16 protein-coding genes and 1 tRNA gene are annotated in these 21557 nt (G+C 71.1%); 13 read left to right on the forward strand and 4 right to left on the reverse strand.

What is annotated here, in order from left to right; genetic code table 11:
* The 6 genes from HUX53_RS17465 to HUX53_RS17490 all read left to right on the forward strand — a co-directional run.
* Positions 1-956 (forward strand): hypothetical protein (locus HUX53_RS17465; protein WP_176404266.1); only part of this gene is annotated, 956 nt, incomplete at its 5' end.
* A 294-nt stretch (positions 957-1250) separates the two neighbouring features.
* Positions 1251-5822 carry a glutamate synthase large subunit gene (gene gltB, locus HUX53_RS17470; RefSeq protein WP_176404267.1) on the forward strand — a complete coding sequence of 1524 codons (4572 nt, stop codon included), beginning with the start codon at positions 1251-1253 and terminating at the stop codon, positions 5820-5822.
* Between the two features lie 16 nt (positions 5823-5838).
* Positions 5839-7302 carry a glutamate synthase subunit beta gene (locus HUX53_RS17475; protein WP_176404268.1) on the forward strand — a complete coding sequence of 488 codons (1464 nt, stop codon included), beginning with the start codon at positions 5839-5841 and terminating at the stop codon, positions 7300-7302.
* Between the two features lie 78 nt (positions 7303-7380).
* Positions 7381-7815 carry a helix-turn-helix transcriptional regulator gene (locus tag HUX53_RS17480; protein WP_217919559.1) on the forward strand — a complete coding sequence of 145 codons (435 nt, stop codon included), beginning with the start codon at positions 7381-7383 and terminating at the stop codon, positions 7813-7815.
* 77 nt (positions 7816-7892) lie between these two features.
* A complete protein-coding gene (locus tag HUX53_RS17485) occupies positions 7893-8345 on the forward strand; it encodes a VOC family protein (protein WP_176404269.1) in 453 nt (150 codons plus the stop codon).
* Between the two features lie 94 nt (positions 8346-8439).
* The gene (locus HUX53_RS17490) at positions 8440-10362 is read left to right on the forward strand and encodes a M48 family metallopeptidase (protein WP_176404270.1); all 1923 of its coding nucleotides are present in this window, start codon (positions 8440-8442) and stop codon (positions 10360-10362) included.
* A 4-nt stretch (positions 10363-10366) separates the two neighbouring features.
* Here HUX53_RS17490 and HUX53_RS17495 read toward each other — a convergent pair whose 3' ends face one another.
* Complete coding sequence (locus HUX53_RS17495) at positions 10367-11794, reverse strand: pyridoxal-dependent decarboxylase (protein WP_176404271.1); 1428 nt, start codon at positions 11792-11794, stop codon at positions 10367-10369.
* A 286-nt stretch (positions 11795-12080) separates the two neighbouring features.
* Between HUX53_RS17495 and HUX53_RS17500 the strand changes: the two genes are divergently transcribed.
* Positions 12081-12953, forward strand: a complete 873-nt coding sequence (locus HUX53_RS17500; protein WP_176404272.1) for a hypothetical protein — start codon at positions 12081-12083, stop codon at positions 12951-12953.
* Between the two features lies 1 nt (position 12954).
* Here the strand turns inward: HUX53_RS17500 and HUX53_RS42265 are convergent, their stop codons facing one another.
* The gene (locus HUX53_RS42265) at positions 12955-13638 is read right to left on the reverse strand and encodes a DUF6597 domain-containing transcriptional factor (protein ID WP_176404273.1); all 684 of its coding nucleotides are present in this window, start codon (positions 13636-13638) and stop codon (positions 12955-12957) included.
* A gap of 63 nt (positions 13639-13701) precedes the next feature.
* Here HUX53_RS42265 and HUX53_RS17510 point away from each other — a divergent pair, with 63 nt between their 5' ends.
* Together HUX53_RS17510 and pyk are read left to right on the forward strand one after the other, a co-directional pair.
* Complete coding sequence (locus HUX53_RS17510; RefSeq protein ID WP_176404274.1) at positions 13702-14256, forward strand: type 1 glutamine amidotransferase domain-containing protein; 555 nt, start codon at positions 13702-13704, stop codon at positions 14254-14256.
* Positions 14257-14365: 109 nt separating this feature from the next.
* The gene (pyk, locus tag HUX53_RS17515) at positions 14366-15796 is read left to right on the forward strand and encodes a pyruvate kinase (RefSeq protein ID WP_176404275.1); all 1431 of its coding nucleotides are present in this window, start codon (positions 14366-14368) and stop codon (positions 15794-15796) included.
* 142 nt (positions 15797-15938) lie between these two features.
* Here pyk and HUX53_RS17520 read toward each other — a convergent pair whose 3' ends face one another.
* Together HUX53_RS17520 and HUX53_RS17525 are read right to left on the reverse strand one after the other, a co-directional pair.
* Positions 15939-16697, reverse strand: coding sequence for a helix-turn-helix domain-containing protein (locus HUX53_RS17520; protein ID WP_176404276.1), 759 nt, complete (start codon positions 16695-16697; stop codon positions 15939-15941).
* A 376-nt stretch (positions 16698-17073) separates the two neighbouring features.
* A tRNA-Leu gene (locus HUX53_RS17525) sits at positions 17074-17160 on the reverse strand.
* Between the two features lie 93 nt (positions 17161-17253).
* Here HUX53_RS17525 and HUX53_RS17530 point away from each other — a divergent pair.
* From HUX53_RS17530 to HUX53_RS17545, 4 genes are all read left to right on the forward strand, one after another.
* Entirely contained in the window at positions 17254-17856 is a 603-nt protein-coding gene (locus HUX53_RS17530; protein WP_309237291.1) for a response regulator, read from the forward strand.
* Positions 17857-18145: 289 nt separating this feature from the next.
* The gene (locus HUX53_RS17535; protein ID WP_255205353.1) at positions 18146-19306 is read left to right on the forward strand and encodes a branched-chain amino acid ABC transporter substrate-binding protein; all 1161 of its coding nucleotides are present in this window, start codon (positions 18146-18148) and stop codon (positions 19304-19306) included.
* Between the two features lie 93 nt (positions 19307-19399).
* On the forward strand, positions 19400-20365 hold the full coding sequence (locus HUX53_RS17540; RefSeq protein WP_176404277.1) for a branched-chain amino acid ABC transporter permease: 966 nt from the start codon (positions 19400-19402) through the stop codon (positions 20363-20365).
* Positions 20362-21513 (forward strand): branched-chain amino acid ABC transporter permease, encoded by a 1152-nt coding sequence (locus HUX53_RS17545; protein WP_176404278.1) that lies wholly within the window; start codon positions 20362-20364, stop codon positions 21511-21513. Before HUX53_RS17540 ends, HUX53_RS17545 begins: the two co-directional genes overlap by 4 nt.
* The last annotated feature ends 44 nt before the right edge of the window (positions 21514-21557 follow it).

Raw genomic sequence — 21557 nt, forward strand, 5'->3', positions numbered from 1 at the left:
GCCCCGCACCGCCGAGGGAACGCCCCGCCCCGCCGCCTCCGGCGCGTCCGTACGACGAGCCGCCCTACGGCGAGGCACCGTACGGGGACGACCAGTACGGGAGCGCCCCGTACGAGGACGCGTACGACACCGCCCCGCCGCGCGGCGAGAAGGCGAAGAAGCCGAAGAAGTCCGGCAAGGGGAAGAAGGCCGGCAAGGCGAAGGCCACGCGGAAGGCGGCCGGGCCGGGGCCGCGGCTGTACTTCGTCGCGGCGGCCGTCCTGGGCGTGTTCGTGCTGCTCGGGGCCGGTGCCGTGGTCGTGTTCAGCGGCGGCGGTGCCGGTGCCGGGGACGCGGCCAACGTGAAGATCGGCACGCCGGCCGGGAACGGTCCCTCGCCGACCTCGTACTCCAGTTCGGCGTCGGCGGAGGCGTACGGCGGCATCAGCGCGCGCCGCGCGGACTCCAAGCCGCTGACGATCGAGGAGGTCTTCCCGAAGGAGGCGGCGACGCTGTCCGTCCCGGGCGGGAAGGCCAAGGTGAAGCTGCGGGCCAAGCGGCTGGACGGCGACTGCGCCGTCGCCGTGTGGGGCGGTTCCGTGGGCGCTGAACTGGGCAGGGGCGGCTGCACGCAGGCGGCGCGCGGCATCTACTCCGACACCAAGAACGGGTACGCGCTGGCCGTCGCGGTGTTCAACCTGAACGCCTCGGCGGACGCCGACCGGTTCGTCGCGAAGCTGGAGCAGACGATCGGCGCGGGCTTCGTCCTGCCGCTGGGGGCACCCGATCCGCTGGACGACTTCGGGCGCGGCTTCGGCATGGCGCGCGGCCTCGCGATGGGCCATTTCGCCGTGGTGTCGTGGGCGGCGCGGCTGGACGGCAAGGGCGACGCGACCGACGAGACGCTGCTGTCGCTGCTGATCGAGGGCGGCAAGTCCCCGGCGGTGCTCGGCCGCGCCGCCCGCACGTCCGAATAGTGGCTACATAAGGGAATTTTCCGGTAGATCACCGGCGTGTCGCCGTAAACATCGCGTCCCGGTGATGATGCTCACCGGGCCCGGCGCCATGCCCGGACCATGCGCACCACTACGCTTGGTCTCAACCACTTCGAGATGACGCACCACCGGATCGCCACGGAGAAGTTTCGCGATCTGGTGCAGTCGGGCATGATCCCGGCAGTGATGTAATGTCATCTCACCGCAGCAGGGCCAACGTCGTCCCACGACTGCACTGACAGCAGACAGTGACACGAGACGACGACGGGAGGGTTGATGGCCTCGGCTGCCTTCACACCTGCTGCCCGCGTACAGGGCCGCCCTGATCGACAGGGGCTGTACGACCCGGCCAACGAGCACGACGCCTGCGGCGTCGGCATGGTCGCCGACATGCACGGCCGCAAGAGCCACGACATCGTCGAGAACGCCCTGACCGTGCTGAAGAACCTGGACCACCGGGGCGCGGTGGGCGCGGAGCCGGACGACGGCGACGGCGTCGGCATCCTCGTCCAGATCCCGGACGCGTTCTTCCGCGAGGTCTGCGACTTCCCGCTCCCCGACGCCGGTGCCTACGCGGCAGGGATCGCGTTCCTGCCGGCGGACGGCGACGAGCGCGCCGCCGCGGTCGCCCACGTGGAGACGCTCTGCGTGGACGAGGGCCTGTCGGTCCTCGGGTGGCGCGAGCTGCCGCACGACCCGCACTTCACCGGCCCGGCCGCGCGCCGCGTCATGCCGAACTTCGCGCAGCTGTTCGTGGCCCCGGCCGCCGGCGGCCCGCACGCGGGCAAGACCGGCCTGGAGCTGGACCGCGTCGTGTTCTGCATGCGCGAGCGCGCCGAGCAGCACGTGCGGGTGTACTTCCCGAGCCTGTCCAGCCGGACGATCGTCTACAAGGGGATGCTGACGACCCCGCAGCTGGAGCCGTTCTTCCCCGACCTGTCGGACCGCCGGTTCACCAGCGCGATCGCCCTGGTGCACTCGCGGTTCTCGACCAACACCTTCCCGGCCTGGGAGCTGGCCCACCCGTACCGGTTCATCGCCCACAACGGCGAGATCAACACGGTGAAGGGCAACCGGAACTGGATGCGGGCCCGCGAGGCGCTGCTGAAGTCCGACGTGCTCCCCGGCGAGCTGTCCCGGATCTACCCGGTGATCGACATCGAGGCGTCCGACACCGCCTCGTTCGACGAGTGCCTGGAGCTGCTGCACCTCGGCGGCCGGTCGCTGCCGCACGCGGTGCTGATGATGATCCCGGAGGCGTGGGAGAACCACGCCGAGATGGACGCCGACCGCCGCGCGTTCTACGAGTTCCACTCCACCCTGATGGAGGCGTGGGACGGCCCCGCCAGCGTCAGCTTCACCGACGGCACCGTCGTCGGCGCCGTCCTGGACCGCAACGGGCTGCGCCCCGGCCGGTACTGGGTGACCGACGACGGCCTGGTCGTGCTGGCCAGCGAGGCGGGCGTGCTGAACATCCCGGACGCCAAGGTCGTCCGGAAGGGCCGGCTGCAGCCCGGCAAGATCTTCCTCGTGGACACCGCCGCCGGGCGGATCGTCGAGGACGACGAGGTCAAGGCCGAGCTGGCCGCCGAGCACCCGTACGCCGAGTGGCTGCACCAGGGCCTCGTCCGGTTCGAGGAGCTGCCGCGCCGCGAGCGGGAGGTCCCGACGCACGAGACGCTGGTCCGGCGGCAGCAGACGTTCGGCTACACGCTCGAAGAGCAGCGGATCATCCTGACGCCGATGGCGAAGAACGGCGCCGAGCCGATCGGGTCGATGGGCACCGACACCCCGATCGCGGTGCTGTCGGAGCGGCCGCGGCTGCTGTTCGACTACTTCAAGCAGCTGTTCGCGCAGGTCACGAACCCGCCGCTGGACGCGATCCGCGAGGAGCTCGTCACCTCGCTGCAGTCCACGCTGGGCCCGGAGGGCAACCTCCTCGCGCCCGGCCCGGCCTCGTGCCGCCGGCTCGTGCTGCCCACCCCGATCCTGGACAACGACGAGCTGTCCAAGATCATCCACATCGACGACGAGGGGTCGCTGCCGCACCTGCAGGCCCACGTCGTGCAGGGCCTGTACGAGGTGTCCGGCGGGGGAGAGGCGCTCGAAGCCCGCCTGGAGGAGATCAACTCCGAGGTGAGCCGGGCCATCGCCGCCGGCGCCCGCATCATCGTGCTGTCCGACCGGGGCGCCGACTCCGCCCGCGCGGCGATCCCGTCGCTGCTGCTCACCGGGTCCGTCCACCACCACCTGATCCGGGAGAAGACCCGCACCCAGGTCGGCCTGGTGATCGAGACCGGCGAGGCCCGCGAGTGCCACCACATGGCGCTGCTCATCGGGTACGGCGCGTCCGCGATCAACCCCTACCTGGCGATCGAGACCGTCGAGGACCTCGTCCGCGGCGGCGCCATCGAGGGCCTGACGCCGGGCGAGGCCGTCCGGAACCTGGTGAAGGCGTACGGCAAGGGCGTCCTGAAGGTCATGTCGAAGATGGGCGTGTCCACGGTCGCGTCCTACACCGGCGCGCAGATCTTCGAGGCGATCGGCCTCGGCGCGGACGTCGTGTCCCGGTGCTTCACCGGCACCACGTCCCGGCTCGGCGGCGTCGGCTTCGACGTGCTGTCCCGCGAGGTCGCGCAGCGGCACGCCCGCGCCTACCCGCCGGGCGGCAACGACCTCGCGCACCGCACCCTGGAGGTCGGCGGCGAGTACCAGTGGCGCCGCGAGGGCGAGCCGCACCTGTTCAACCCGGACACGGTGTTCAAGCTCCAGCACGCCACCCGCACCCGCCGCTACGAGATCTTCAAGGAGTACACCTCCAAGGTCGACTCGCAGGCCGAGAAGCTGATGACCCTCCGCGGGCTGTTCAAACTGAAGGAGGCCGACCGCGAGCCGGTGCCGATCGACGAGGTCGAGCCGGTATCGGAGATCGTCAAGCGGTTCTCCACCGGCGCCATGTCGTACGGGTCCATCTCGGCGGAGGCGCACGAGACCCTCGCGATCGCGATGAACCGGCTCGGCGGCAAGTCCAACACCGGCGAGGGCGGCGAGGACCCGTCCCGCTTCACCCCGGACGAGAACGGCGACCTGCGGCGCAGCGCCATCAAGCAGGTCGCGTCCGGACGGTTCGGCGTCACCTCGGAGTACCTCACCAATTCTGACGACATCCAGATCAAGATGGCGCAGGGCGCCAAGCCAGGCGAGGGCGGCCAGCTGCCCGGCCACAAGGTGTACCCGTGGATCGCCAAGACCCGGCACTCCACCCCGGGCGTCGGCCTCATCTCGCCGCCGCCGCACCACGACATCTACTCGATCGAGGACCTGGCGCAGCTCATCCACGACCTGAAGAACGCCAACCCGGCGGCGCGCGTGCACGTCAAGCTCGTCGCCGAGGTCGGCGTCGGGACGGTCGCGGCCGGGGTGTCCAAGGCGCACGCCGACGTGGTGCTGATCTCCGGGCACGACGGCGGTACCGGCGCGTCGCCGCTGACGTCGCTGAAGCACGCCGGCGCGCCCTGGGAGCTGGGCCTCGCCGAGACGCAGCAGACGCTGCTGCTGAACGGGCTGCGCGACCGCATCGTCGTGCAGACCGACGGGCAGATGAAGACCGGCCGCGACGTCGTCATCGCCGCGCTGCTCGGCGCCGAGGAGTACGGCTTCGCGACCGCGCCGCTGGTGGTGTCGGGCTGCATCATGATGCGTGTCTGCCACCTGGACACCTGCCCGGTCGGCGTCGCCACCCAGAACCCGGTGCTGCGGCAGCGGTTCTCCGGCAAGCCCGAGTTCGTGGTGAACTTCTTCGAGTTCATCGCCGAGGAGGTCCGCGAGTACCTGGCGGCCCTCGGGTTCCGGTCGCTGGACGAGGCGATCGGGCACGCCGGCATGATCGACATGCGCGGGGCCGTCGACCACTGGAAGGCGTCCGGCCTGGACCTGACCCCGATCCTGCACACCCCCGAGGTCGCGGCCGGCGCGTCGCTGCGGCGCACCGCCGAGCAGGACCACGGGCTGGAGAAGGCCCTGGACAACACGCTGATCCAGCTCGCCGAGGGCGCGATCGCGTTCGGCGACAAGGTCACGCTCGACGTGCCGATCCGCAACGTCAACCGGACGGTCGGCACCATGCTCGGCCACGAGGTGACCAGGAAGTGGGGCGGCGCGGGCCTGCCCGACGGCACCGTCGACGTCACCTTCACCGGCTCGGCGGGCAACTCGTTCGGCGCGTTCGTGCCGCGCGGCATCACGCTGCGGCTGGTCGGCGACGCCAACGACTACGTCGGCAAGGGCCTGTCCGGCGGGCGCCTCACGCTGCGGCCCCCGGCGGACGCCGGGTTCGCGGCCGAGGAGCAGATCATCGGCGGTAACGTCATCCTGTACGGCGCCACGTCCGGCGAGCTGTTCGCCCGCGGGATCGTCGGCGAGCGGTTCTGCGTCCGCAACTCCGGCGCCACCGCCGTCGTCGAGGGCGCCGGCGACCACGCCTGCGAGTACATGACCGGCGGCCGCGCCGTCATCCTCGGCCGGACCGGACGCAACCTCGCGGCCGGCATGTCCGGCGGCATCGCCTACGTCCTGGACCTGGTGCCCGAGCGGGTCAACGGCGAGATGGTCGACCTCGAACCGCTCGACCTCGGCGACGCCGAGTTCGTCCGGGGGCTGGTCGAGCGGCACCTGGCCGAGACCGGTTCCGAGGTCGCCCGGCGGCTGCTGGACGGCTGGGACACCGCCGCGGCCCGCTTCACCAAGATCATGCCGCGTGACTACCGGCGCGTCCTGAACGCCATGGCCAAGGCCGAGGCCGAGGGACGCGACGTCGACGAGGCCGTCATGGCCGCCGCGCAGAGCTGAGAGGGGGACCACCCACATGGCCGACCCGAAGGGTTTTCTGACCGTCCGGCGGGAGCTCCCGAAGCGCCGCCCGGTCGACGTCCGGATCAAGAGCTGGTCCGAGGTCTACGAGGACTTCGGCAACGACCGGCTGGAGAAGCAGGCGAGCCGCTGCATGGACTGCGGCATCCCGTTCTGCCACCAGGGCTGCCCGCTCGGCAACCTCATCCCCGAGTGGAACGACCTCGTCTACCGCAAGGACTGGCACGAGGCGATCGAGCGGCTGCACGCCACCAACAACTTCCCGGAGTTCACCGGGAGGCTGTGCCCCGCCCCGTGCGAGAGCGCCTGCGTCCTCGGCATCAACCAGGACCCGGTGACGATCAAGCGGGTCGAGGTCGAGATCATCGACCGGGCCTTCGCGGAGGGCTGGGTGCGCCCGCAGCCGCCCGCCGTGAAGACCGGAAAGAAGGTCGCGGTCGTCGGCTCCGGGCCCGCCGGGCTCGCCGCCGCGCAGCAGCTCACCCGCGCCGGCCACGACGTCACCGTGTACGAGCGCGCCGACCGCGTCGGCGGCCTGCTGCGCTACGGCATCCCCGAGTTCAAGATGGAGAAGCGGCACCTCGACCGGCGCCTCGCCCAGATGCGCGCCGAGGGCACCACCTTCAAGACCTCGGTGAACATCGGCGTCGACATCACCGCCGACGAGCTGCGCGCGTCCCACGACGCCGTCGTCCTCGCGGGCGGCGCCACCGCCTGGCGCGACCTGCCCGTCCCCGGCCGGGAGCTGAAGGGCGTCTACCAGGCGATGGAGTACCTGCCGCCGTCCAACAAGGTGCAGGAGGGCGACTACGACGAGTCACCCATCTCCGCGAAGGGCAAGCACGTCGTCGTCATCGGCGGCGGCGACACCGGCGCCGACTGCATCGGCACCGCGATCCGGCAGGGCGCCGCGTCCGTCACCCAGCTGGAGATCATGCCGCGTCCGCCGGAGGCCCGCCCGGACGCCCAGCCGTGGCCGACGTACCCGATCCTGTTCAAGATGGAGAGCGCCCACGAGGAGCTCGCCGACCAGGGCGGCGACCGCGTCTACGCGGTGTCCACCACCGAGTTCGCCGGCGACGCCGACGGCAACGTCCGCGCGCTGAAGCTGGTCGAGGTCGGCGGCCCGGACACCCGCTTCGCGCCCATCGAGGGCACCGAGCGGGAGATCCCCGCCGAGCTGGTCACGCTCGCCATGGGCTTCCTCGGCCCGCAGCGCGAGGGCCTCCTCGAACAGCTCGGCGTGGACCTCGACCAGCGCGGCAACGTGGTCCGCGACGGCGACTACCGGACGTCCGTGGACGGCGTGTACGCCGCGGGCGACATGGGCCGCGGCCAGTCCCTGATCGTCTGGGCGATCGCCGAGGGACGCGCCGCCGCGCACGGCGTCGACGCCTACCTCACCGGCCGCACCGACCTGCCCTGCCCGATCCCGCCGACGGCACGCCCGATGGCCTGAGCACGGCACGGCGAAGGGCCCTGGGGGAATGCTCCTCCAGGGCCCTTTCCGTCGGTGCGCTGTGCGAGCATCGGAGGTATGGAGAGCACGGCGTCCGCGCAGGACACCGGTGTGCTGCGGCGGATGCGGATCGCGCGGGACGCCATGGACCGCGAATGGGCCGAGCCGCTCGACGTCGCCGCCGTCGCCGCGCGCGCCGGGTACTCGCGGTACCACTTCGTCCGGCTGTTCAGCGAGGTCTACGGGGAGACCCCCGGCGCCTACCTCGCCCGCCGCCGCATCGACCGCGCCCAGGACCTGCTGCGCACCGCGAACCTGACCGTGACCGAGATCTGCGTGCTCGTCGGCTTCACGAGCCTCGGCACGTTCTGCACCCGCTTCAAGCAGCAGACCGGGATGACCCCGACCGAGTTCCGGCGGCGGGCCCGCAGCCCCGGCGCGTCCTCGATCCCGGGGTGCTTCGTGCTGCTGTGGGCGGGCGGCTTCCGCACGGACGGCCCGGCCGCAGACTGAGCAACTTTCGAGAAGGCCGCCCGGGCCGCCGCGACCTAGCGTGGAGGCATCACCGCTGCTCACGAAGGAGAAACGGCATGATCACGAAACTGGGACTCGCCACCGTCTGGGTTCTCGACCAGGACTCGGCCAAGGAGTTCTTCACCGGGAAGCTCGGCCTGGAGGTCCGCGACGACATGACGCTCGGCGAGGGCGGCATGCGCTGGGTCACCGTCGGCGCCAAGGACCAGCCCGACCTCAGCCTGGCGCTCATGGTGCCCGGCCCGCCCACCATGGACCCCGGCTCCGCCGCGCACATGAAAACGCTCATCGCCAAGGGCGTCCTCGGCGCCGGCGCGTTCAACACCGACGACTGCCAGGCCGAGTACGAGCGGCTCTCCGCCGCCGGCGTCGAATTCGTGCAGAAGCCGGAGCGGCGCCCCTACGGCATCGAGGCCGTGTTCCGCGACGACTCCGGCTGCTGGTACAGCCTCACCCAGCCCTTCGACGAACTCGACGAGACCGTCCCCTGGAACGACTGCGCGAGCTGAAAAACGGGGAGCCCCGCCGGGCCGGTACCGCTACCATTCCGGCCACCCCCCCAAGATCGTCCCCGCGCGGGACCGGTACCCGGTGAGACTCCCTGTGAAGACAACCCTCCGCGCCGTCGTGGCGCTCGCGCTGCTGGCCGGCTACTACCTGCTGACTTTGGCCGTGCTCGCGGTCGCCGCGCTGGCCTGCTACCTGATGATCGTCCATCCGAGCTTCGCCACCATCAAGATCAGCCTGGCGATGCTCATCGTGTCGGTGCCCGTCCTCGGCGCGCTCGTCCGGACGGCCCGGCACCGGCCCGAGCCGCCCGGCGGGCTCCCCGCCGGGCGCGCCGACGAGCCCGCCCTCTGGGCCGCCATCGACGAGCTGGCCGCGCGGGTCGGCACCCGCCCGCCGGACGAGCTCAAGTTCGTCCCCGACGTCAACGCGGCGGTCAGCGAGGAGACCCGCTGGTTCGGGCTCTCCGCCCGCCGCCGCCACATGATCGTCGGAGTGCCGCTGCTGGAGACCCTCACCGTGTCGCAGCTGCACGCCGTCCTCGGCCACGAGCTCGGCCACTACGGCGGCCGGCACACCCGGCTCGGCGGCATCACCTACCGCGGCGCGATCGCCCTGGACCGGACGGTGGACGCCCTCGGCGGCGACGGCGGCGCCTTCCTCGCCGTCCTGCACAAGGTCTTCGACGGCTACGCCAAGATCTACTTCCGGGTGTCGCAGGCCGTGCGCCGCACCCAGGAGATCGAGGCCGACCGGTTCATGGTCGAGATCTCCGGACGCCGCGCCGCCGGCGCCGCGCTGGAGTCGGTCCGCGCCACCGCCGCCGCCTGGTCGTTCTTCCTCGACCGGCTCGCCCTGCCCGGCACCCGCTACGGCCTCGCCCCCGCCGACCTGTTCGGCGGGTTCCGCGCGCTGCTCGCCGAGCCGAGCCGGCAGGACGAGATCCGCACGGCGCTCGCCAAGCCGGAGAAGCGCGACCCCTACGACTCCCACCCCACGCTCGCCGAGCGGCTCACCGCCATCGCCGCCTGCCCCGAACCGGCCGGGCTCGTCCCCGACGACCGGCCCGCCACCGTCCTGCTCGCCGATCCCGCCGCCGTCCGGGCGAAGCTGACCACCGCCATGTTCGGCGCCGACGCCACCGCCCTCGGCTGGGACGAGCTCGCCGTGCGCATCGAGGGCATGGGCGCCGCCGAGGTCGGCCTGGCGCTGCTCACCGCCACCGAGCGCGCCACCGGCACGTCCCCCGGGAACCTCGCGACGGTCCTCGGCGCGCTGGAGCAGGGGCAGGGGCCGGAACTGGCCAAAGAGGTGAGCGGCGGCACCTACCGGTCGCCGCGCGAACGCACCGAACTCCTCGCCCAGCACGTGCGCGGGCTCGTCTCCTCGGCGCTGCAGGCGTCCCCCAAGGTCGCCGTGCGGTTCTCCTGGGCCGGCGACCCGGTGTCGCTCACCGGCCCGGACGGCACCGCCATCGACGTCGCGGCCGCCGTCCCGGCGGATCTCGGCCCCGGCCACGTCCCGGCGCTCCGCGACTGGCTGGCGGCCTGGGACACCGACCCCGCGCACCGCCCGGCCCCGCCCGCGCGCACCGGCGCCGACCTGGTCGGCGTCCTGCACGGCGTGGAGGAGGACGGCGACTTCTACGACGCGCTCGTCCTCGACATCGGCATCCTGTTCGTCCGGATCTCCACCGCGGCGGCGATGCGCGGCGGCATGTCCGACCTCCCGATCAGGGAACGGCTCCAGAAGCTGCTGGAGAGCAGCCCCGGCGAACTCCTCGCCCGCGAGGGCAGCTGGATGCTGGAGACCGAGCGCATCCTCCAGGCGACCCTCTGGACGAAGAAGGACCAGTGGGCGGTGCGCCTCCTCGTCACCTGGACGGACGAGCAGGGCGCCACCCAGGAGGGCCACCTCCGCGTCGCCGGCAAGCCGCCGTGCACCGACCTCGCCGAGACCCAGCGCGTCCTCCAGGAACTCGTCGGATCACGCCTCGGATGGTCGACCGAGAAGGTCTGAGCGGTCAGTCCGCCACGGCGGCGCCGAGTTCGCGGACGACGTCCACGAGGCGTTCCACGTCGGCCTTCGTCGTCCGCCAATTGACCGGCGCCGGGCGGAACACCGTCATGCCCCGGTAGGTGCTCGTCCCGGCGTAGACGCGGCCGTCCGCGAGGAGCGCCTCGCCCAGGCGCGCGTTCAGCGCGTCGAGCCGCTCCTCGGGGACGCCGTCCGGCCGGAACCGGAAGCACGCGATGCACAGCTGCACCGGCGCGAGCAGCTCCAGATCCGGCGCCGCCTCGACGAGTTCGCCGAGATGGGCCGCCACGTCCAGATGGCGCTCCACCATCTCCCGGTAGCCGTCCCGGCCGTAGGCGCGCAGCGTCGCCCAGATCGGCAGCGCCCGCGCCCGCCGGGACGACTCCGGACCCAGCATGTTGTAGTTGACCCGCTCGCCGTCAGCGTCCGGCAGGTACGCGGCGCCCCACGCCCCGAAAGCGCGGCTCAGCCACGCCTGGTCCCGGACGAACGAGAACCCGCTCTCGTACGGGACGTTCAGCCACTTGTGGCCGTCCGCCGTCACCGAGTCGGCCCGCTCCACCCCGCGCGCGAGGTGCGCGGTCCGCGGGCTCAGCGCGGCGAACAGGCCGAACGCGCCGTCCACGTGCAGCCAGGCGCCGTGCCGCTCGGCCAGGTCCGCGAGATCGGCGATCGGGTCGGAGTCGCCGGTGTTGACCTCGCCGAGGTTCGCCACGATCACCGCCCGCCCGCCTACCCGGGCCAGCGCCGCGTCCATCGCGTCCAGATCGACGCGGCCGGCGTCGTCGCGCGCGAACGTGCGCAGCGTGTCCCGGCCGCAGCCGAGGATCTGCAGCGCCTTGCGGGTGCTGACGTGCACCAGCCCGCTGCTGAACACCGGCATCACCGGCAGCCCCGCCAGGCCCCGCGACGTGACGTCCACCCCGTACTTGTCCGCCCACCAGTACCGCGCGCACGCCAGCCCCGCCACGTGCGCGAGCGTCGCGCTCGGCGTCAGCACCCCGCCGAACGACTCCGGCAGCCCGAACAGCTCCTTCAGCCACCGCAGCACGACCGTCTCCGCCCGCGTCGCAAGCGGCGACGCCGGCCACATCCCGGCCACCTGGTCCAGCAGCGACGCCGTCCAGTCGCCCGCTATCGCCGCCGGCGTCGACCCGCCCACCACGAAGTGGAAGAACCGCGGCCCGGACGAGTGCGTCGCCGCCCCCGTCCCGATCCGGACCAGCTCCTGGACCGCGGCCACCGCGCCGTCCCCGGTCACGGGCAGCGGGCCGTCCAGATCGTCCAGGAGCGCGTCCTTCGTCCCATCGTGGACGAGGCGCTCCCGCAGGCTCTCCAGATACGCCCCCGCCTCCCGCGCCACCACGGCGAGCGGGTCACCGGCCCTGTCACGTTCGTCAAGCGGATCACTCATGACGGACAGCAGACCACACACGAGGCCCCGGTGAAAACGGTCCTGACCACGGGACACGCCGCCGCCGGGCCCCTTGTGGTCTGCGGGCCGGTCGGCTACCGTCCCGCCAGGGTTCACGCCCGGCGCCCGACACGGCACGCCGCCGTGGGCCCGCTCCCGCACCCCGCAACGCGGGACACCAGGGGCCCGGCCACCCGCCGCTGGGGTGGCCGGGCCCACCGCGTCCCGCCCCGCACGTCCGTTTCCTACAAGACCGGCCGGATCCGGCCGCCGTAACGTCGGTCCCATGAACGTCCTCAACGCATCTGACCTCGCCCGCGCCGAGCAGTTCATGCGGCTCAACGGCCGCCTCATCGACCGGCGCCGGTTCGCGCTCCACTTCCGCGGCGGACCCGCCGCCCCCGTCGTCGCCGCGCTCAGCGCCTACGCCAACCCCGACGGCGGCTACGGCCACGCCCTCGAACCCGACCTGCGCGGGGACGGCAGCCAGCCCGTCCCCGCCCAGCACGCCCTCCAGTTCCTGCACGAGGCCGGCGCGGACGACGATCCCGCCGTCGCACGCGTGGGCGACTACCTCGCGTCGATCACCGGGGACGACGGGGGAGTGCCGTCCGTGCTGCCGAGCGTCCGCGACACCCCGCACGGCCCCTGGTGGCAGACGCCCGACGACCCGCCCGGGAACATCAACCCCACCGGAACCCTCGCCGGAATGCTCCACCGGGCCGGAGCGGACCATCCCTGGCTCGGCCCTGCGGACGCCTTCTGCTGGCGCTATCTGGAGGACCCCGCCGGCGAACCCGGCCCGTACGACGTCCTCGCCATCCTGACGTTCCTCGACCACGTCCCCGACCGCGATCGTGCGGAGGCCGCCTTCAACCGCGTCCGGGACACCCTCGCAGCCGCCGCGCACAGCGACCACCAAGGCGCACTCGACTTCGCGCCGTCCCCGGACGGATACGGCCGCCGCCTTTTCGCCGGCGACCTCATCGAAGCCCGGCTCGACGCCCTCATCGACGCCCTCATCGACGCCCAGGACGACGAAGGCGGCTGGGACATCGACTTCCCCAGCTGGACACCCGTCACCCGGCCCGAATGGCGCGGCTTCACCACCGTCGAACGCCTGCTCACGCTCCGCGCCTACGGCCGGCTCAAGCTCTAGCTCACAGCAGGTTCCGGACGGGCTCGCCCGCCAGGTCCCGCACCTCGTGCGCGAAATGGGCCTGGTCGGCGTACCCCGCCGCATACGCCGCGTCCGCCTGCGGCTCGCCCGCCCGCACCAGCCGCAGCGCACGCTGGAACCGCAGCACCCGCTGCAGCGTCTTCGGCCCGTAGCCGAACGCCGCCAGCGAACGGCGCCGCAACTGGCGCTCGCCGATGCCCAGCCCGTCCACCACGTCCCGCACCGAACCGCGCGCCAGCCCCTTGACCACCGCCGGGACCAGCGGATCGGGCGGGCCCAACCGCTCCCGCACCGCCGCGACCAGCACCCCGCAGCGGTCGCCCGCCCCCGCCACGGCCTCCGCCAGCCGATCGGCCTCCGCGCCCCACAGATCGCGCAGCGGGACGCGCCCGTCGCGGATCGCGTCCGCCGGGACGCCCAGCACCGGCGGCGCCGTCCCCGGCCGGAACCGCACCGCCACCATCGCGTCGCCCGGCCGCATGGCCGCCGGGACCGGTCCGGTGTCCGGGCCCGCCACGAGGATCCCGGCGTCCGACCAGATCAGGTCCACGCAGCCGTCCGGCACCACGCGCTGGACGAACGGGGCCGCACCGCGCGGCAGCGCCGCCGTCCACACGCACGCCAGGCCCCGCGCCTGGTACTCGCGGTAGCCGGTAGGACTCATGCTCCCTGCATACCACCCGGCTAACCGGGCAAGGGCCATGAAAGCCGCTAATCAGGAGAAACCATGTCGAACGATCTTCAGGGCAAGACCATCGCGTTCCTGTGCGCCCCGGAGGGCACCGAGCAGGTCGAGCTCACCGAGCCCTGGACGGCCGTCGAGCAGGCCGGCGGGACCCCGCGCCTCGTCTCCACCCAGTCCGGCCGCCTCCAGGCGTTCAACCACCTCGACAAGGGCGACACCTTCCCCGTCGACACCACCGTCGACGTCTCCGACCACACCGAGTTCGACGGCCTCGTCCTGCCGGGCGGTGTCGCCAACCCCGACTTCCTGCGCACCGACCCCGGCGCGGTCACGTTCGCCAAGGCCTTCTTCGACGCCGGCAAGCCCGTCGCCGTCATCTGCCACGGGCCGTGGACGCTCGTGGAGGCCGGCGTCGTCCGGGGCCGCACCATGACGTCCTGGCCCAGCCTCCAGACCGATCTGCGCAACGCGGGCGCCACCTGGGTGGACGAGGAGGTAAAGGTGTGCGAGGGCGGGCCCAACGTCCTGGTCAGCAGCCGCAAGCCCGACGACCTCAAGGCGTTCTGCCAGGCGGCCGTCGAGGCGTTCAAACGGTGACGGGGCCACATGTGGTCTAGACCTCTGACCTAGACCATTCGGTGAACCGCGGGCGACCATATCCTGCATGAATATCCGTACTGGCAAGTAACTAAGTACGGTTGTGCACGTGACCCGTCGAGCGAAGATTGTCAGCACCATCGGTCCCGCCTGCTCCAGCACGGAGCAGATCCACGCCCTCGTCGACGCCGGCATCGACGTCGCCCGCCTCAACATGAGCCATGGCGACCACGCCGTCCACGAGGAGGTCTACCACCGGATCAGGGCGGCGGCCGACGCCACCGGGCGCGGCGTCGGCATCCTCGCGGACCTGCAGGGCCCCAAGATCCGCATCGGGCGCTTCCCCGACGGGCCGGTACGCCTCACGCTCGGCGACGTGTTCACCGTCACCACCGACGACGTCCCCGGCACCCGCCGCGAGGTGTCCACCACCTACCAGGGCCTGCCGGGCGACGTCAGCCCCGGCGACAGCGTCCTCATCGACGACGGCCGCGTCGCCCTCAAGGTCGTCGACGTCGACGGCACCCGCGTCCGCCCCACCGTCACCGTCGGCGGCATGATCTCCGACAACAAGGGCCTCAACCTGCCCGGCGTCCCGGTCAGCGTCCCCGCCCTCACCGAGAAGGACGAGACCGACCTGCGCTGGGCCCTGCGCCTCGGCGTCGACCTCGTCGCCCTCTCCTTCGTGCGGACCCCCGCCGACGCCGACATCTGCTACCAGATCATGGAGGAGGAGGGCGTCCGCGTCCCCCTCATCGGCAAGATCGAGAAGCCGCAGGCCGTCGAGCGCCTCCCCGAGATCGTCGCCGCCTTCGACGGCATCATGGTCGCCCGCGGCGACCTCGGCGTCGAGCTCCCGCTCGAACAGGTCCCCATGGTGCAGAAGCGCGCCATCGAGCTGTGCCGCGAGAAGGCCCGCCCGGTCATCGTCGCCACCCAGATGCTCGAATCCATGATCTCCGCGCCCCGCCCCACCCGCGCCGAGACCTCCGACGTCGCCAACGCCGTCTTCGAGGGCGCCGACGCCGTCATGCTCTCCGGCGAGACCAGCGTCGGCCAGTACCCCATCGAGTCCGTCCTCACGATGAGCCGCATCGTGCAGACCGCCGAGCAGGCCGCCCTGCACGCCACCCACACCCTCGAACGGATGCCGGAGACCGTCGGCGGCGCCATCGCCCGCGCCGCCGCCGAGGTCGGCGCGATCGTCGGCGCCGAGGCCCTCGCCGCCTTCACCATGTCCGGCGAGACGGCCCGCCGCCTCTCCCGCTACCGCTCGCCCATCCCCCTCCTGGCCTTCACGTCCGTCCCCGCCGTCCGCGGCCGCCTCGCCCACGTCTGGGGCGTCGAGACCTTCATCGTCCCCCAGGTCGACCACACCGACGCCATGTTCGGCCAGGTCGAACAGGCCCTCCTGGAACTCGGCCGAGTCCAGAAGGGCGACAAGGTGGTCGTAGTGGCCGGCTCACCCCCAGGCACCCCAGGCTCCACCAACGCCCTGCGCGTCCACAGCATCGGCGACGCCATCGCCGTCCAGCACTGAGCCACCCACCCCGCCGGGCACCGCGCGACCGCACCCCGCGCGGTGCCCGGCCCCTTAACTTGCCCACTGCGCAGGCATAACCGCCCGATCTCATTTCCACGACGCTCCGGAAACCCGGCCAACCCGAACCCGGGGCCCGCACTCAGTACTTAGGCCCGACAAACCCGTCCAGCCGCGCCACCGCCTCCCGCTTCGCGACCGAAAAGTTCCTCGCGGTCATCTGCGTCCACTCGATCCCGAGGCGGTCGAGCGCGTCGGTGAACAACCGCTGTATGTCCAGCGACGCGTTGCTGAAGTTGTAGCGGGTGTACTCGTACCACCGATCCCCGCTCGCGAGGCGCTTGCGCACCCGGTTCACCGTCCGGCACCCGTCCGAGTGGATCAGCCCGCAAACGAACTCCCCGGTGAACCCGTCCACGACCTCCTGCTGCCATGGCGCCAGCGCGATCTTCCGCTCGTGTTTCCGGCCCGGCCCGTGTTGCGGAAACAGGCACGGCCAGTGCTTGGAATAGGCGCCGACGTACGTACAGCCGGTGGACTTGCGGCGCCCCACCTTTTGCTCGGGCATCACCTTGGCGATCGCCTCTGCCGCTTTGTCGATGAGGCCAGGCCAAGCATCGGCGCAGGCGATCTCTAGGCGATAGACGCCCTCGCGATGGGTTCTGGCGATGTGGCCGTCCCCGAGGTAGAGACCGAGGAGATAGGCGTACTGCCTCTTTTCAAGCTGCCGGCCGTGGCAACGAGGGCATAACGCCCGCCTTGGCGCCAGGGCCTTTGAGGGGTTCTTGCGCCAGTACCCCAAGGTGGACAGCGGTACGCCGGTCTGACGATGGACTTCCGCGAGTGTGAGGCCTGAGCTCAGCAGGCGGTGCGCCAGTCGGCGCTTCTCTGGAGAGTGCATGACCGCATACTCTCGCCCGCCACTGACAGTTTGCGCTTCATCACTTTTAGTGTTGATTCGGGGTGGATGTCGCACGCGTGCGGGGTGCCGCGGTTCGAGGAGTCTCGGCATGCGTCCGCCTGCGGGAGGGTGTGCCCTGCGCGGCAGACCTGCCCGGCCGTCGAAACGGGCCCGCGTCTGCGACTCACGGCGCTATGAGCTTGGAGGGCCCTCGACGCAGGTGTCCCGCGCAGGAGGACGCGGTTCTTGACAGTTGCCGCGACGATGGGACCCTGCCGGCGGTGAAATGCACCGCCCACGCCATGGCTAACCGTGCTTCAGCAGAGCCCAGGCGATTGGGGGTGGCCGGTCCCCGTGGTCTCGTCGCCCTCTTTGTTGGTGCCGGGAGCGGGACTCGAACCCGCACGCCCTTTCGGACAAATTCTTTTGAGGAATTCGCGTATGCCTATTTCGCCATCCCGGCATCTTTATCCGGACATGTACCTTGTTGTCCGGTTCGTCGCCCCTGTCGGGGCGGCTTCGGACCAGGGTAGCGGGTTTCGGTAGGGTCTTGGGCGTGGAGAGTGCTCGGCGAGTTGTGATCGCGGAAGACGAGGCCCTGATCCGGCTGGACCTGAAGGAGATGCTTCAGGAGGACGGCTACGAGGTCGTCGGGGAGGCGGGAGACGGCGAGGCCGCCGTGCGGCTGGCCGGGGAGCTGCAGCCCGACCTGGTGATCCTCGATGTCAAGATGCCGGTGCTGGACGGGATCTCGGCGGCCGAGCGGATCTCCGCGGACCGGATCGCGCCGGTGGTGATCCTCACCGCGTTCTCGCAGCGCGAGCTCGTCCAGCGGGCGACGGACGCCGGGGCGATGGCCTATCTGGTCAAGCCGTTCACCAAGACCGACCTGGCGCCGGCGATCGAGATGGCGGTGAGCCGGTACACCGAGCTGCGGGCGCTGGAGGCGGAGGTCGCGGGGCTGCAGGAGCGGCTGGAGACCCGCAAGGTGGTGGACCGCGCGAAGGGGCTGCTGCAGCAGGCGCACGGCTGGTCCGAGCCCGAGGCGTTCCGCTGGATCCAGAAGACCTCGATGGACCGCCGGCTCACGATGCGGGCCGTGGCGGAGGCCGTCGTGGCCGGCGCGTCCGGCGGACGGGACGAGCCCGCCGCGGGCTGAGGGCCCGCTTCCGGTGCGTTGTCAAGGTCCAACCCGTGGTTCTGGCCTGGGCGAACGTCATCACTCTCCGTAATTGTCCCAGGCAATGCCCGGTATCGGATGGGCACGGGGGAGTAACGAACGAGTAACCCTTCTGTCCGGGGGTCCTGTTCTGGGGTGGGTCGACGGTGTACGACATAGCTGGTCCCCGACTGACCGATTCCCCTCCGCGGGTCGGCGTCGGGGCATGTTCTCGTACCCGATCCCCTCCCGGATCCGGATGGAAAGGTTGGGCACCTTGCGGCGCAACATGATGAGGATCACCGGCGCGGTGGCGGTGAGCGCGGCCCTCGCGCTCAGTGCCGTGGCCTGCGGTGACGGCGATAGCGAGTCCGGTGGCAGTGGCAACGAGGTCACGATCGGGTTCATGGGCGACCTGACCGGTGAGAACTCGGGTCTGGTGATCCCGCCCAAGCAGGGCGCGCAGCTGGCGATCGAGCAGTACAACGCCACGAACCCCAAGGTCAAGATCAACTTCAAGACCTACGACAGCCAGGGCAAGCCGGAGCAGGCGACCTCGCTGGCGCTGGCCGCGGTCAAGAACGACAAGATCGCCGGCATGGTCGGCCCGGCGTTCTCGGGCGAGTCGCAGAGCGTCGGCCCGATCCTGGAAGAGGCCAAGATCCCGAGCGTGTCGCCGTCCGCGACGAACATCACGCTGGGCGAGAAGGGCTGGAAGTACTGGCACCGCGTGGTGGCCGACGACGCGGCGCAGAGCGCCGGCGTCGCCGACTTCGTGATGAACTCCGGCGCCAAGAAGGTCTTCCTGGTCTCCGACAACCAGGACTACGGCAAGGGCCTGGCGGACGCCATCGAGAAGGCCGTGAAGGCGAAGGGCGCTCAGACCGCGAACGACGCGGTCGACGACAAGGGCACCGACTACTCCTCGACGGTCAACAAGATCAACGAGTTCAAGCCGGACTTCGTGTACTTCGGCGGCTACTACGCGGTCGCGGGCCGGCTGTTCAAGCAGCTGCGCGAGGGCGGCTACAAGGGCAAGATGATGTCCGGCGACGGCTCGCTCGCCACCGGCCTGATCGAGGGCACCGGCGAGAAGAACGCGCAGGGCACGCTGGTCAGCTGCGGCTGCCTCATCGACCCGACCGGTAAGACCAACCCGAAGGCCAAGAAGTTCTCCGACGACTACAAGGCCAAGTTCGGCTCGGACGTCGCGATCTACTCGACCGAGGGCTACGACGCGGCGACCGCGTTCGTCGAGGCCGTGAAGGCCGGCAAGACGAAGCCCGAGGAGATCAACGAGTACCTCAAGACCATCGACGTCCAGGGCGTCGGCAAGCAGATCAAGTTCGCCGAGAACGGCGAGCTCGCCACCCTGGACATCTACATCTACGAGGTGGAGGGCAACAAGCTTCCGCTGCTCGGCAAGGCCAGCGAAGCGAAGGTCTCCTAGGCGCCACCAGCGCCCCTGACGAGACCCCCTGATGGCGCGGGAGCGGGAGCGCTACAGCGCTCCCGCTCCTTCTCTGATTAAGGCGACCCAAAGGTGCTCGACGACTTCATCAATCAATTCTGGCCGTCGACCATCGACGGTCTGGCGCTCGGCGCGATCTACGCGCTGCTGGCGCTGGGCTACACGATGGTCTACGGCGTGCTGAGGCTGATCAACTTCGCGCATGCCGACATCTTCATGGTCGGCACCTTCGCGGCGCTGTGGACGGTGCGCTCGCTCGGCGTCGGCACCGTGGGCGGTTTCGCGCTCGTGGGGGTGGTGGCGCTGACCGCGGTGGTGGCCGGTGCGGTCACCGCGGGCAGTGCGATGCTCCTGGAGGTGACGGCGTACCGGCCGCTCCGAAAAAGGGGGGCGTCCCGGCTGGCCGCGCTCATCTCGGCCATCGGGGCGTCGATCTTCATCCAGCAGCTGTTCGCGACGGTGGCCGTGCGCCACCTGTTCGGGACGTCGAAGGAGGGCGGCCGGCTCCCCGTCGACGAGCACTTCAAGAAGCTCACGAACGTCGTGGACTTCGGGCCGATCCAGATCAGCAACGACAAGCTGATCATCTTCGTCGGCGCGGTGCTGATGATGATCGCGCTCGACCAGTTCGTGAACCGGTCGAAGCTCGGCCGCGGTATCCGCTCGACGGCGCAGGACCCGGAGACGGCCGTGCTGATGGGCGTCAACATCGACCGGGTCGTGTCGGTGACGTTCATCGTCGGCGGCGTGATGGCGGGCGTCGCGGCGGCGCTGTACTTCCTGCGCTTCGAGCAGACGAACTACTTCGTCGGGTTCCTGCTCGGCATCAAGGCGTTCACCGCGGCGGTCCTCGGCGGGATCGGCAACATCCGCGGCGCCCTGGCGGGCGGTTTCGTCCTGGGGCTGCTCGAGATGTACGGTTCGAGCCTGTTCGGTTCGCAGTGGCGCGACGTGGTCGCGTTCACCGTGCTGATCCTCGTCCTGATGTTCCGTCCCACCGGCATCCTCGGTGAGTCCCTCCAGCAGGCGCGCGCATGAACCTCACAAAGACGACCAACGGCAAGGCGGGCCGGCGTCCCGGCCTGTCCCTCGACCCGCTGCGCAACTGGTGGGCGGGTGCCCCCGGCTGGCAGCGCTGGACCGTGTACATCCTGCTCATCGTCGGCGCGATCTTCCTGCCGAGCGAGGCGATCGGCAGCTTCATGGCGCCGCCGAGCGCGAGCTGGCAGTCGATGCTCAGCGACCAGATCGCCATCTACGTGCTGCTGGCGCTGGGCCTGAACGTCGTGGTCGGCATGGCGGGCCTCCTGGACCTCGGCTACGTCGCGTTCTACGCGGTCGGCGGCTACACCATCGCGATCTTCGCGGTGCGGTACCACTGGAGCTTCTGGGAGACGCTCGTCCTGGCGATCCTGTTCTCGGCGCTGGCCGGGGTGATCCTGGGCGCGCCGACGCTGCGGCTGCGCGGCGACTACCTGGCGATCGTGACGCTCGGCTTCGGTGAGATCGTCAAGCGGACCGCGAACAACAGCTCGTTCGTGAACGGCCCGCGCGGCGTGCAGGGCATCCCGCACCCGCCGACGCTGTCGGAGTTCGAGATCTTCGGTGTGCAGCCGCTGAAGTACGGGCTGCTGGACACGCGGCCGTACTACTACCTGCTGCTGCTGTTCATCATCATCGCGATCATCTTCGTCCGGCGGCTGGACGCCTCGCGCGTCGGCCGGGCGTGGGCGTCGATCCGCGAGGACGAGGACGCGGCGGAGCTGATGGGCGTGCCGACGTTCCGGTTCAAGCTGGCGGCGTTCGCGATCGGCGCGGCGATCGGCGGCAGCGGCGGCGTGGTGTTCGCCGCGAAGCAGACGTCGATCCTGCCGGCGAACTTCGAGTTCATCGTGTCGGCGCTGATCCTGGCGGCGGTCGTGCTGGGCGGCTCGGGGAACATCCCGGGCGCGATCCTGGGCGCGTTCGTGGTGGCGTGGCTGCCCGAGCGGTTCCGGTTCCTGGACGAGTACCGCATGCTGATCTTCGGCGGCGCGCTCGTGCTGATGATGATCTTCCGTCCGGAGGGGCTGTGGCCGTCGCGGCGGCGCAAGGCCGAACTGGAGGAGGGCGGCGGCGGCATGGGCACCATGGGCGCCGAGGTCGCCGGGCCGGGTCAGTCCGAGACCGCGGAGGTGGGCAAGTGAGCGGGGCGGACGAGCGTAAGCCGGTCCTGGAGCTGCGCGACGTC

Source organism: Actinomadura sp. BRA 177 (assembly GCF_013372625.1).
Classification (GTDB): domain Bacteria; phylum Actinomycetota; class Actinomycetes; order Streptosporangiales; family Streptosporangiaceae; genus Spirillospora.